The sequence below is a fragment of the Roseiarcus fermentans genome, from assembly GCF_003315135.1.
Lineage (GTDB): Bacteria > Pseudomonadota > Alphaproteobacteria > Rhizobiales > Beijerinckiaceae > Roseiarcus > Roseiarcus fermentans.
In genome coordinates, this window is sequence record NZ_QNRK01000015.1 from 26,288 (window position 1) to 39,273 (window position 12,986).

General features: G+C 70.5%; 9 protein-coding genes. 7 read left to right on the top strand and 2 right to left on the bottom strand.

The genetic code is table 11. The features are described 5' to 3' along the window. Positions 1-11: 11 nt before the first annotated feature. On the bottom strand, positions 12-4,112 hold the full coding sequence (locus DFR50_RS14445; RefSeq protein ID WP_113889981.1) for a PAS domain-containing protein: 4,101 nt from the start codon (positions 4,110-4,112) through the stop codon (positions 12-14). A gap of 780 nt (positions 4,113-4,892) precedes the next feature. Here DFR50_RS14445 and DFR50_RS14450 point away from each other — a divergent pair. From DFR50_RS14450 to DFR50_RS14460, 3 genes are all read left to right on the top strand, one after another. Further along, the gene (locus DFR50_RS14450) at positions 4,893-5,384 is read left to right on the top strand and encodes a hypothetical protein (RefSeq protein ID WP_113889982.1); all 492 of its coding nucleotides are present in this window, start codon (positions 4,893-4,895) and stop codon (positions 5,382-5,384) included. A gap of 365 nt (positions 5,385-5,749) precedes the next feature. Continuing rightward, positions 5,750-6,571: an alpha/beta fold hydrolase gene (locus tag DFR50_RS14455; RefSeq protein WP_113889983.1), complete on the top strand. Its 822-nt coding sequence runs from the start codon at positions 5,750-5,752 to the stop codon at positions 6,569-6,571. A gap of 223 nt (positions 6,572-6,794) precedes the next feature. Further along, complete coding sequence (locus tag DFR50_RS14460) at positions 6,795-7,997, top strand: helix-turn-helix domain-containing protein (protein WP_170153216.1); 1,203 nt, start codon at positions 6,795-6,797, stop codon at positions 7,995-7,997. 26 nt (positions 7,998-8,023) lie between these two features. On the opposite strand, the gene ade is transcribed toward DFR50_RS14460, so the two are convergent. Next, entirely contained in the window at positions 8,024-9,766 is a 1,743-nt protein-coding gene (gene ade / locus DFR50_RS14465) for an adenine deaminase (RefSeq protein ID WP_113889985.1), read from the bottom strand. Positions 9,767-9,838: 72 nt separating this feature from the next. On the opposite strand from ade, the gene pdxY reads away from it, so the two are divergent. The 4 genes from pdxY to DFR50_RS14485 all read left to right on the top strand — a co-directional run bounded on the left by pdxY (position 9,839) and on the right by DFR50_RS14485 (position 12,939). Next, complete coding sequence (gene pdxY / locus DFR50_RS14470; RefSeq protein ID WP_113889986.1) at positions 9,839-10,705, top strand: pyridoxal kinase PdxY; 867 nt, start codon at positions 9,839-9,841, stop codon at positions 10,703-10,705. A 257-nt stretch (positions 10,706-10,962) separates the two neighbouring features. Further along, on the top strand, positions 10,963-11,277 hold the full coding sequence (locus DFR50_RS14475) for a hypothetical protein (protein ID WP_147262771.1): 315 nt from the start codon (positions 10,963-10,965) through the stop codon (positions 11,275-11,277). A 46-nt stretch (positions 11,278-11,323) separates the two neighbouring features. Next, entirely contained in the window at positions 11,324-12,223 is a 900-nt protein-coding gene (locus DFR50_RS14480; protein ID WP_113889988.1) for a PhzF family phenazine biosynthesis protein, read from the top strand. Beyond that, the gene (locus tag DFR50_RS14485) at positions 12,220-12,939 is read left to right on the top strand and encodes an NUDIX hydrolase (RefSeq protein ID WP_113889989.1); all 720 of its coding nucleotides are present in this window, start codon (positions 12,220-12,222) and stop codon (positions 12,937-12,939) included. The genes DFR50_RS14480 and DFR50_RS14485 overlap by 4 nt, the downstream gene beginning before the upstream one ends. Positions 12,940-12,986 lie beyond the last annotated feature (47 nt).

The following is a 12,986-nucleotide window of genomic DNA, read 5'->3' on the forward strand; positions in this document are numbered from 1 at the left end:
GGACGCGCGCCTCAGGCCAGCATGTCGGCGAGCTTGCGCCGGAGCGCGTCGGCGGCGACCGGCTTGTGCAGGCAGCAGAACCCGCTCGCCCGGATCGCCGCGAGACTCTCCGGCGCGGTGTCGCCGGTGAGGATCAGCTTCGGCAGGACGCGGCCGGCGACGCGCTCGAGTTCCAGCGCCGCCTCGATTCCGTTCACCCCCTCGCCGAGCCGGTAGTCGGTGACGATCGCGTCGAGACGCAGGCCGCGCGAACCGAGGTCGAGCGCCTCCTCGCCGCTCCCCGCCGCCGCCGCCGCGTAGCCCCAGGCGCTCACCATCGCCTCGAGGCTGCGGCGCAGGATTTCATTGTCCTCGATGATCAGCACGGCGCCGTGCGCGTCTCCGGCCTGGGCTTCGGCCGCGACGACTGGCGTCCCCGGATCGGGCGCGAGCGGCAGGGTGAGCGAAAATCGCGAGCCCCGTCCCGGGCGGGACGACACCTCCACCTTCGCGCCGAGCAGCGGGGCGAGGCGGGCGACGATGGCGAGGCCGAGGCCGAGGCCCTTGCCGAGGTCGCGGCCGGGATTGTGCAGCTGGCGGAACTCCTCGAAGATTTCCGCCTGCTTGCCCGGCGGGACGCCGAGCCCGGTGTCGACGACGTCGACCCGGACGTCGCCGCCGCGGCGCCGCATGCCGACCAGGACGCCGCCCGTCGTCGTGTAGCGCAACGCGTTCTCGATCAGATTGCGCAGCGCGCGCTCGAACAGCGCCCGGTCCGTCGAGACGAACATCTCGCGCGTCCTGACCCGGAGGCCGAGCGCGCGCGCGGCGGCCTTGGGCGCGTATTCCGCCCCGAGCCGAGCGAGCATCGCGCCCAGCGAGACGATCTCCATCGACGGCTCGATCGCGCCGGCGTCGAGCCGGGAAATGTCCAGGATCGCGGTCAGCAGGCCGTTCAGCCCGCCGAGCGCATTCTTCATCATCGCGACCGTGTACGTCGCCTTCTCGTCCGCGCCGACCTGCTTCTCGACCAGAGCCATCAACAGGACGAGCGACTGCACCGGCTGGCGCAGGTCGTGGCTGGCGGAGGCCAGGAACTTGGACTTGGCGAGGTTGGCGCGTTCGGCCTCGGCCTTGGCGCGGGCGAGCGCCTCGCGGTTCTCGACGGTCGCGGTGACGTCGCGATGCGTCATGAACAGCCGCGCGGGCTTCCGGTCGGGACCGTCTTCCACGTTCAGCACGGTTTCGATCCAGCGCGTCGCGCCGTCGTCGCCGCGGACCGCGTTCTCGAGCGTGGCGGCCGGCCCGCCGGCGAGCAGCGCCTGCACCGCGTCCACAGCCCTGAGGGCGGCCGCCCTGTCGCCGCACCGCATCAGGCGCGCGATCGCCCTGGCGATCGAGCGTCCGTCTCGCCCGCGCGGCGGCTGGTAGCCCATGACCCGCGCGAAATTCTCCGCCACCGCCGCTTCGCCGGTGGCGAGGTCGATGTCGGCGAAGGTGAGCTTGGCCGAGTTCGCGGCATGGCGGAGATGCGCCTGGCTCTGGCGCAAGGCCTCCCGGCTCTCGCGCAGCGCCAGCTCGGCCGTCTTTCTCCCGGTGATGTCGAGGTGAATGCCCGCCATGCGCGCGGGCGCGCCGTCGGCCGAAACCTCGACCTTGCCGATGCTCGCGATCCAGCGGATCTCGCCCGAGGGCAGGACCACGCGGTAGTCCCACTGATAACCCTCTTCCGGGCGCTGCAAGGCCCGCTGAACGCTCGCGGCCGCGCCGTCCCGGTCGGCCGGATGGATAATCCCCAGCCAGCGCTCCCGCGAGGACTGAAGCTCGTCCGGCCCCAGGCCCAGCAAGGCTGCGGCCTCCGGCGTTCTGACCAGCCTGCCGTTCGCGATATCCCACTGCCAGACGCCCGCGCGCGCCGCGGCGAGGGCGAAACGCAGGCGCTCCTCGCTCTCCGCCAGCGCGGCTTGCGCGCGCTTGCGCTCGGCGATGTCGAGCACGAAGGCGACGCCATCGAAACCGCGCTCGTCGAGCATCGCCGCGGCGACGAGGATCGGCACCCGTTCGCCGTCCTTGCGGACGAATTCCTTCTCGAACGGCGCCGCCTTGGCGCCGGCGACGAGCTGCCGGACGGCGGTTTGGTCGAGCCCGCGGAACTCCGGCGGGGTCATGGCCCGCCAGTCGATCCGCCCCGATTGCATGTCGTCGCGGGTGTAGCCGACGATCTCGAGGAACCGGTCGTTGGCGTCGGCGATCTCGCCCTTCACGTTCCAGTCGATGACGCCCACGAGGCCGGAATCGTAGAAGCGCCGCAACCGCTGCTCGCTCGCGCGCAGCGCCTCCTCGGCCTGCTTGCGCGCCGTGACGTCGGTCGCCGCGCCGAACCACTCGACGATTTCGCCGTCGTCGTCCAGCATCGGCACCGCGCTGGAAATCGCCCAACCGACGCCGCCGTCCTCCCGAATGACGCGATGCTCGAGCTGGAAGACGCTTTTCGTCTCGATGGCCGTCCGCACCGCCGAGAGAACCCTCTCGCGCTCGCTGTCGGGAACGAACCTGTCGACCCAGCCGCGGTCGGATTTGTCGACGCCGGCGAGGAAGCCGTCGCTGGTCAGTCGACGCATCTCCTTCCAGTCCGGGCCCATCGCGTAGATCGCGCTGGACGTCGCCTCGGTCAGCAGGCGAAGCTGCTTCTCGCTTTTTCGCAACGCGCCTTCGGCCTGCTTGCGCAAGCGCAGTTCGGAACGCGCGCTCCCCAGAGCCGCGGCGAGCTCCCGCGTCCTGTCCGCCACCCGCCGGTCGAGCTCCTTGTTGGTGGCGGCCAGACCCAGGTTGGTCCTGAGCATCCCGACGACCCGCCTGCGGGTGTCGAACGCCTGAAAGCCGCCGAGCGCGGCGGCGACCGACAGCGCGGTCAGGGTCGTGTAGAGGAGCCGCGCCAGGATGCGGTCGGCGCCCGCATCGAGCGAATCGGCCTTCTTCGTCAGGGCCTCCTGCAACGCGGCGACCTCGCGCCGCAATTGCCGCATCGGGCGCTCGCCGACGTCGGACTCGACGATCGCCAGGGCCCCCGCCGCGTCGCCGCCGCGCTTCAGGTCGATCGTCCGGCGCAGTTCGGCGAGTTCGCCTTGCGCCAGCGCCTGAATGCGCTCCGTCTCGTCACGGACTTCGACACTGGCCGAGGCCCCGGCGAGCGCCGCAACGCGGGCGATTTCCGACCCGACCTTCGGAGCGGCCGAGGCGTAGGGGCCGAGAGAGGCCTCGTTCCCGGTGAGGAGATAGCTGCGCTGGCCGGCCTCGGCCTCCAGCAGGAGGTTCAGCACCCCCTGGAGCGCCGCGGCGGCGGTCTCCGCGTCGTCCGCCCCCTCGCGCAGGCGGCGTTGATGATCGACCGTGAACAGCGTCGCCGCGACGAGCAGCGCCATGGCCGCCAGGCCCAGGATCGGAGCGACGACGCTGACGAGTTCGCCGACTTTGCGGTTGGGGCGGCTCGAGGCCAGGACGCCCAATCCGAGCAGGACGACGGCGGCGCTTCCGGCGAGCGGGACGTGAATCAGCGTTGGATTGTCGACCGGATCGGCCGACGAAACGAAAAAGGAGGAAACCGCCGTGAAGCCGGCGACGACGACGGCGAGGGCGAGCGCGCCGCGCAGCAGAACGAGCCACGCCCGTTCGGCGGCCAGCAGCGCGAGCGCAAGCCCGAGCGCCACGAAGGCCGCGGCGGCCGGGATCGGCGGGCGGCCCGGAAAGACGCGGCCGGAATCCTGGAAGACCAAATTGTCGAAGCCGAAATCGGCGCCGAGCGCGTATTCGAGCAAGACCACGCAGCCGAACGTCGCGACCGCGAGGCCGAGGCACGCCGCGACCCCGCGGGCGCGGGGAACGAAGACGGCGAGCGTCAGCGAGGCCGCGCTCGCGGCCAGAGCCAAGGCCGCGTTCGGCTTGAACGCCGGGCCGTGCGGCCAGATCGTCCTGAGACTTTCGACGTCGAGAAGCCAGCCGGCCAGCGCGGTCGCGGCGACCAGGAACGCGAAGGCCGCGGCGAAAATGACGATCGTCTGGTTGAAGTCGATGGCGTCTGACGGGACCGCCCGCCGGCCTCTTCGCGGCGGCGCGAACGTCGTGTCGATGTCCATCTAGACTCGATCTATCGTATCCGATTTCATAAAATGACTCTGCCTGAATCCGGGCGCACTTGGCAATGACGACGATGGACTCGGACTTGCTTGTTGACGGCGTTATCGAGCGCCGTCCTTACTGGGATAAATACTGCGCCAGCGCCGCCGAGACCACGAATTGTTCAGCTCCTGAACGACTTGCGTCAGCCATGATGATTGTTCCGTGCTCAATTATGGAAAGTGCGAACGGTTGGCCGTATGCCGGGCAATCGCCGCCCGAGGCTGCTGCATAGTGTCGCGTCAAGTCTCTATAACGCCGTCGAATTCCGTCATGGCCATGGCCTCTGAGAATTCCGGATGGCCGCTTTCGTCGAGGTCGGCGCCCGTTTCCTGAAGCAAAGCCTCGCCTCGCCGACATCGGTCGATCCCTGTCCTGCTGAAATAAATCCTCGCGATTTAACTTCAACCCGCCATGTATACACGTCTTGCGGCATCGTGCCACGCTGTTGCCACACGACCGCCCGGGGCCCAAGCGACGGCTCCGCCGGGCTTGCCCCTGGATCGGCGTAAGAATTTGAAATCTAACGATATTCCTTTGCGCTCGATCGCACCGCCCGACCGCCGCTGGCAGCGAACCCGGCGACAAACGTCGGGATCATGTGAAACGTACGTAGAACTACGGATTGGATGATTGTGCCAGTTATCGCAGGTTTCCGTCCTAGGAGAGGCGGATATAGCAAACGATCTACCGTAGCAGCGTCCCAGTTTTATAATCCAACACGTATAGAGGCGATATCTATGTTGTTTTTCCTGCGAGCGTGGCGGCTTCGATCTCAGCAGTCCGCGGTCAACACCGAGGTCGACGATTTGATTTTCCTCTACGGCGCCAACGCCTACGAGGAGGCCCGCCGGCGGCGCGCGCACGCCAACGACCTGTCGGCCGCGCGGCATTGGAGCGCGGTCAAGTCGGAGGTCGGCCGCCGCATTCTGGAAGTGTGCGGCGACGCGGCGAGCCTCGACCGGCTCAGTTCGAGACTGGTCGACAGTGACGATTTCGGTTGCGCGATCTGGGATCCGCCGGCGGAGAACCGCGCCGAGGCGCGGCGGCTGGCGGCCAAGATCGAGGCGACGCAGGGCGACCCGAGCCAGACCGGCGCCGGCGGAGAGCTTCTGGCGTTTCCTCTCGCCGTCGGCCGTGTGCGGGCGCAGGTCGGCCGACGCGGCGTCGAGGCGCTCGCGCCGGCCAAGAGCGGCCGCGCCGCGGCGCGGGACCTCGTCTGCGACGCCTAGAGCGGTTCGGGCGCCGCCCGAGCGGCGAGGTCGCCGCGGGCGGCAGGCGCCGTCGCCGGCGCCGACTGCTCCATTCGACACGCTCCCGGGCGAACCTGTCGAAAGGAGGCCCGCCCGGCGATGCGGCCGCCGGGCGGCGCGCTGGAGCGAGACCGCCGCATGGAATTCCTTTCGTCGCCGCGACGCCAACAACAACCAGGCGGGACGAAAGGGAAGACGGAACGCAGACATCGCCGCGACCGTCTTCCAGCCGCGCTGGACCGTCGATCATCGGGAGGAATGCGCCCCGGTCCAGCGCGGAGGTTTTCGAAAGCGCGGAGGCTCCGCGCGCGCAAGGTCCGCGGTCCCCCGATCAAGCGAAAGCGATGCCCGAACCGCTCGACTACAGATATCTGTCCCGGAGCGCCGGCTTTCTCGCGAAGATGAAAGTCACGATAACGGGCGCGGGCGCGGAGACCGTGCTGCTCGGCAATGGATTCGGCACCGATCAGCGCGTCTGGACCAGCCTCTTGCCGTGGCTCGAACGACGCTATCGCACCGTGCGCTTCGATTGGGCGGTCGATCCCGTTCATTTCGATGCGGCGCGCTACGCCCGGCTCGAGAGCTTCGCCGAGGATCTGCTCGCCATCGCCGCAGCGATCCGCGCCACGCCGTGCACGCTGATCGCGCATTCGATGAGCGCCATGATCGGCGTGCTCGCCGCCGAGCGCGAACCCACGGCGTTCCGGCGGGTCGTGATGATCGCGGCGGCGCCGCGCTATATCGTCGACGACGATTACCCCGGCGGGTTCACCGCCGCCGAGGTCGATACCCTGCTCGAGCGCATGGGCGAGGATTATCTCGCCTGGGCGGAGGCGTTCTCTCGCGTCGTGGTCGGCCCCGATCACGACCTCGCGCTGGTCGACGACTTTCGCCGCAGCGTATGCGCCATGCGCCCGGACGTCGCGCTGTCCATGGCGCAGACCCTGTTCCAGATGGATCTGCGCGACCGGCTCGCCGGCTACGCGACGCCGACGACGCTCGTCCAGCCGACCGCCGACCCCGTCGTTCCGGTCGCGGTCGGCGAATATCTGGCGCGCCAATGGCCCCAGGCCAGGCTCGAGATCATCGACGCGAGCGGCCACCTGCCGCATCTCACGGCGCCCCAATCCGTGATCGCGGCGCTCGAAGGCGCCTTGCCGGACTGAAAAGACCACGAACCCTCCGCCGGCGCGCGGGACGGCCCGTAGCTCTTCCCTGTGCGCGCGGTCAGGAAAAAGGACTATCTCGATGCCGCAGCTTCGTGTAGATAGAGATTTGCAACCTTCGGGTTGCATGTTACCCCGAATGCGAAGCCGTTTGCGGGTCCTGAAACCGATGAAGAGGCCGTCAGACGGCGCGGGCAAGCTCCGCGGCATGTCCCGGAAGGCGATGGCCGACATAGGCGGGCGCATCCGCAGCCTGCGGATGCGCCTGGACCGGAGCGAACCCGGCTTCGCGGCGCTGCTCGGAGTCGAGCCGGAGCTCGTCGCGGCGTGGGAGGCCGGGGAGCGCATCGATCGCGATGCGCTGATCCTGATCGCCGGCGCGACCGACACGGAGATGGAGTGGCTCATCGCCGGACTGACGCCCGCCGAGGTGGAATCGTTCCACGCGGCGGCCCGGGCGGACCGCCGCCGATCGAGGCGGCCCGACCAGGCGGTCCGCGACGACGGCCTGGTCAGGCCGCGGCTCATCATGGCCGACGAGCCGCCGCCGCCATCGATCGCGGCCGCCTGGGACGTCCAGCCGGAAAGCGGCGCGCCGGCCGCGCGCAGGCGGCCGTCGGCCCTGCTTCTCGACCTTCCCGGCGCGACGCTGGTCGCGGGACGCCGGGCGGCGGCCTATCGCGTGCGGCCCGCGTCCGGCCTGGAGCAGGTTCAACTCAAACTCGTGCTCCAGGGCCGCCACCGCTTCGAGGGGCCGCGAGGACGCTGCACGATCGGGCGAGGCGGCGCGCTGTTCACGTCGAGCGCGGACGCCGGGCTCGCCGCCTACGCGCCCGCCGGGCGCTACGTCAGCGTGTTCCTTCCGGCGGCGTCGCTCGCGACGCGCGCGCCGCGCTTCGCGGCGCGCCTGATGACGCCGATCGCCGCCGGCAGCCCGCCCCTGCGGCTGATCGGGGCCTACGTCTCGAGCCTCATGCTGTCCGAGGACGGGCTCGACCCCGAGACCGCCCGGTCGCTCGCCGAGCATTTCGTCGATTTGTGCGCGATCCTGCTCGGCGCCGAGGGCGACGACCGGGCGCTGGCCGAAGCGCGCGGCCTGCGCGCGGCGCAACGGACCGCCGCCGCGCAGGCGATCGAGGCCGGGGCGACGACCCCGGGATTTTCCGCGGCGGCGCTCGCCCTCTCGCTCGGCGTGACCGAGGGGCAGCTCCACGAGCTGTTCCTCGAGACGGGAGAGGGGTTCTGGGACCGCGTCGACGCGCGCCGGCTCGACATCGCCCGCGCCCGTCTGGTCGACCCGGAGTTCGACCCGATGACGGTCGCCGAACTCGCCTTCGCCTGCGGCTTTTCCAGCCTCGGCGAGTTCACCCGGCTGTTTACGGCGCGATTCGGCGTCGACCCGGCCGACTTCCGGCGGCGGCGGTAGGGGGCGAAGGCAGCGCAAAGCCCCCCTCAGTCCCGCACGAACTCCATCCGGTCGACGTCGACGAGGCCCATGTCGGTGATCTTCAGGTGCGGGATCACCGGCAGCGGCAGGAAGGCCACCTGGAGGAACGGCTCGGCCAACGTGACGCCGAGCCCGCGCGCGGCGGCGCGCAGCGGGATCAGCGCCTCGCGCACGTCCTCGAAGCTCATGAGGCTCATCAGCCCGCCGACCGGCAGCGCCAGTTCGGCGACCACCCGTCCCTCGTTCACAACCGCGAAGCCGCCCTCGATCTCGCGCAGCCGGTTGACCGCGACCGCCATGTCGGCGCCATTGGTCCCGACAACGCAGAGGTTGTGGCTGTCGTGGCCGACCGACGAAGCGATCGCGCCGCGCTTCATGCCGAACCCCTTGACGAAGCCGGTCGCCCGGTTGTCGTTGATCCCGTGGCGGGCGACGACGGCCACCTTGACCACGTCCTGGTCGAGATCGACGTCGCGCTCGCCGTTGCGGTAGGGCAGCGTCACCGCAACGCGCTCGGTGATGATCTTGTGCGGGACGATGCCGATCGCCTGCGTCGAAGGCCCCTGCCCGCGCGCAGCGAAGTCGCCGGCCTCGACGCGGCGCGCGTGGACGCTGTTCCGCCCGACCGGCGCCAGGCGCCCGCGCGCGGAAAACAGCGCGTCGTCCACCATCCGGCCGGCGGCGAGCACGCTCGACACGGCGCAGGTCTCGAGGTCGTCCAGCACCACGAGGTCGGCGCGCCAGCCCGGCGCGACCAGGCCGCGATCGCGTAAGCCGAAGATGCGCGCGGCCGAGATGGTGGCGGCGCGGTAGGCGGCGAGCGGCGGCGCCCCGAGCCGGATCGCCGTGCGGATCAGGAAGTCGAGGTGCCCCTCCTCGGCGATGTCGAGCGGATTGCGGTCGTCGGTGCAGAAGGCGATGAACGGCGAATTGCGCTCGGTGATCACCGACGCGAGCGCCTCCAGATCCTTGCAGATCGAGCCTTCGCGGATCAGCACCGCCATCCCCTTCGACAGCTTCTCGTAGGCCTCGGGCAGGTTGGTCACTTCGTGGTCGGTGCGCACGCCGGCGCTGAGATAGCCGTTGAGGGCGAGGCCGCCGAGCAGCGGGCTGTGGCCGTCGATGTGCCGGGTCTGGAAGGCCGCGAGCTTGGCGAGGCACTCCGGATCGGCGGCGAGCACGCCCTGGTAGTTCATGAACTCGGCGAGCCCGATGACTTTCGGATGGTCGGCGAGCGCGACGAGATCGGCGGCGTCGAGGCGGGCGCCGGAGGTTTCGAGATGGGTGGCCGGCACGCAGCTCGACATCTGTACGCGCAGGTCCATCGCCATCGCCATCGCGCCATCGAGGAAATAGCGGACGCCGGCCTCGCCGAGCACGTTGCCGATCTCGTGCGGATCGCAGATCGACGTGGTCACGCCGTGGCGCAACACGCAGCGGTCGAATTCGAGCGGCGTGATCAGCGACGATTCGACGTGGCAATGGGTGTCGATGAAGCCGGGAACGACGATCTGGCCGCGGACGTCGATCTCGCGTGCGCCGCGGTACTCGCCCAGCGTGCCGACGATCCGGTCGTTGCAGATCGCGACGTCGCCCGCGAGCAGCTGCCCGCTGACGAGGTCGAGGATCCGCCCGCCCTTGAGCACGAGGTCGGCCTCGGCGCGGCCCTGCCCCATCGCAATGGCGCGGCCGAGAAAGGCGATGGCGTCGCTCATGGGGTCGGGCTCCTCGGGGTTAACGGGCGCCATTGTCTCAGGCTCGGCGGCCCGGCTCAAGCCGCGCTTTGACGTCGGCGCCGATTCGGCGTCAGGTCGGCGCCGATGCGCCCGATCCTGTCGATTCAGTCCCACGTCGTCTACGGCCATGTCGGCGCCGACGCGGCCGCCTTTCCGCTGCAACGCCTCGGCCGCGAGGTGTGGTCGCTGATGAGCGTTCAGTTCTCCAGCCACACCGGCTATCCGGGCTGGCGCGGCCGCGCCTTCGACGCCGAGATGATCGACGACTGCGTCGCCGGCCTTCAGGCGATCGGCGCGCTCGGGCCATGCGCCGGGCTGCTCACCGGCTACCTCGGCAAGGCCGAGATCGGCGAGGCGGCGCTCAGGGCGCTCGCCGCCGTGCGCAGCGCCAGCCCAGGGGCCGCCTGGTGCTGCGATCCGGTGATCGGCGACGTCGGCCGCGGCCGTTACGTGGCGCCGGCCGTCGCCGATTTCTTCCGCGAGCGCGCGCTGGCGCACGCGACCATCGTCACGCCGAACGCCTTCGAGCTGGAATGGCTGACCGGCGCGCCGGCGCGGACGCTTGGGCAGGCCCGCGAAGCGATCGCCGCGTTGCGCGCTCGCGGACCCGAGGTCGTCGCCGTCACCTCGGTCGCGCTCGACGACACGCCGCCCGACGCGATCGACGTCCTGGCGGGCGACGACGGCGGCGTCTGGCGCGCGCGCACGCCGCGGCTGCCGATCGCGGTCAATGGCGCCGGCGACCTGTTCGCGGCGCTGTTCTTTCATCATTGGCTGGAGCGCGGATCGACCCCCGAGGCGCTGGCGAAGGCGGTCTCGTCGACGTTCTGCGTCGTCGCGGCGACGCTGGCGGCGAACCGGCGCGAACTCGCGCTGATCGACGCGCAGGAAGAGTTTTTGCGCCCGTCGCAGGCGTTTTCGGCCGAACCGTTGGGACCGTCTGTCCGCTAGCGGCGCTCAGCGGGAGGGCGTGCGTCTCGCGCGCTCGGGCGCCGCCCCTGCCGGGGGAGCCCTGTCCGGCTCCTCGCCTGCAACCGCGGCGAAGATCGACCGGCGCCGCAGGGGCGAAGGCGGCCTCCGCGCTCGCAAGCGGCTTGCGCGGCCCTTTTCGTCATGAACCGCCTTCGCCCGCCCGTTTACTTTTTCTGCGCATCGTCGCAAAACGTCAGGCGTTCGATGCTAGACTCGGGGCGCGAAAGGGAATGGTCATGCCGCGTACAATCACAACGGTCGGCGCCGTCGCGCTGGGTCTACTCGTCGGGTGCGTTGCGGCCGACGCGCAAACCCTTCATCGCCACGCGCGTCATCCGGCGGCCGCAGGCCATGAGATCGTGGTTCACGCCCGCGAATCCTATCTGACCGCGGGACCGACCGCCCCGGTCGGGACCTACAACGGCTACGCGCTCGACACGATCTCGAGCACCGCGTCGTTCCAGCCGTTCATCGACCACACGACGGTCGGCGTCCGCGGCCTGGAGCGCCTGCCCAACAACCTGACCTTGCCCGGGTGCTGCGCGCCCTGACAGGGGCAAGCGCAGACTCGTTCGCCTCGCCTCCGGGAGCCCCGCCATGGCGCGCCGCTTCGCCACGCTCGACGTCTTCACCGAGACGTCGCTCGCCGGCAATCCGCTTGCCGTCGTACTCGACGCGGAGGGCCTCGACGACCGGCGCATGCAGGCGATCGCGCGCGAGTTCAATCTCTCCGAGACCGTGTTCGCGCTCGCGCCGCGCGATCCGGCTCACGCGGCGCGGGTCCGCATCTTCACTCCGACCCGCGAACTGCCGTTCGCCGGCCACCCCACCGTCGGGACCGCCTGCCTGCTCGCGCATCAGCGCGCTCCCGACCCGCTCGCCGCGCTGGACCTGACCATCGTCCTCGAGGAGGGAGTCGGCGACGTCGTCTGCCGTGTTCGCCGCGACGGCGGGGCGCTGGCGGCCGAGTTCGACCTGCCGCGCCTGCCCGAGCGCCTCGATCGGCCGCCGCCGCCGGCGGCCAGGATCGCCGACGCGCTCGGCCTCGGGGCGGAGGACATCGGCTTCGATCGCCACCTGCCCGGCCTGTTCAGCGCCGGGACGCCGTTCCTGTTCGTCCCGATCCGCTCGCTCGACGCGATTGGCCGCGCGCGCCCGAGCGAGGCGCTGTGGATGGAGGACGGCGGGCCTGCGGCCTTCCTCTACACCCGCGAGGTCGTCGAGCCCGGCTCCGCCTTCCACGCGCGCATGTTCGGCGGCGGCTGGGGCGTGCCGGAGGACCCGGCGACCGGCAGCGCCGCCGCGGCCTTCGCCGCCGTCGTCCTCGCCGGCGACGGCCTGGCCGACGGCGACCATGGCCTGGCGATCGAACAGGGCTTCGAGATGGGCCGCCCGAGCCGCATCGCCCTGCGCCTCGCCGTCGAGGGCGGAGCGCTGCGCTCGGCCGCGATCGGGGGCGGCGCGGTGATCGTTTCCATGGGGGCGCTCGAGCTGTGAGCGGGGCGCCGCATGTCCTCGAGGTCGCCGAACTCGACTTCGTCCTCGAACCGTCGCGCTGGCGCTTCGCCGAAACGCACAGCGTCGCGATCGCGTCGCACTGGGCGAAGCTGAAGAAGGAAAAGCCCGCCGTCTTCAACGGCCGCATCCTGCTGCTCGGCAGACGCGAGTTGCGCGCGCGGGCCGATGGACTGGTGAAGATCGCCGGCGCCTATTTCGAGGCCGATTACGCCGACTTCATCGCCTGGCGCGACTTCGGCTGGCCGGGCGAGCTGGTGGAGAACTGTTTCTCGATGGCCGCCCTGCGTTCCGCGGAAGGCGCCTTCCTGCTCGGCGAGATGGCGCCGCACACCATGAACGCGGGCAAGATCTATTTCCCCGCCGGAACGCCGGACCTGAGCGACGTATTCGACGGCCGGGTCGACCTCGAAGCCAGCGCCCGACGGGAATTGATGGAGGAGACCGGCGTCGCCGCCGGCGCTGCGGAGGTCCGGCGTCGGTGGACGGCGGTGTTTTCGGACCGGCGCATCGCCTGCATGAAGGAGATGACGCTGCCGATGCTGGCGGAAGACGTCAAGGCGCGTATCGACGCCTTCCTGAGCCGCGACCCGCACTCCGAACTCAGCCGCATGCACATCGTGCGCCGGATGAGCGACGTGGACCGGGCGCGGACGCCCGACTTCGTCGTGGCCTACCTCGAGGCGGCGTTCGCCTAGGAAGCGCCGGCGGCCGATTCGCGACGCCGCGGCGGAGCCGACCGGGA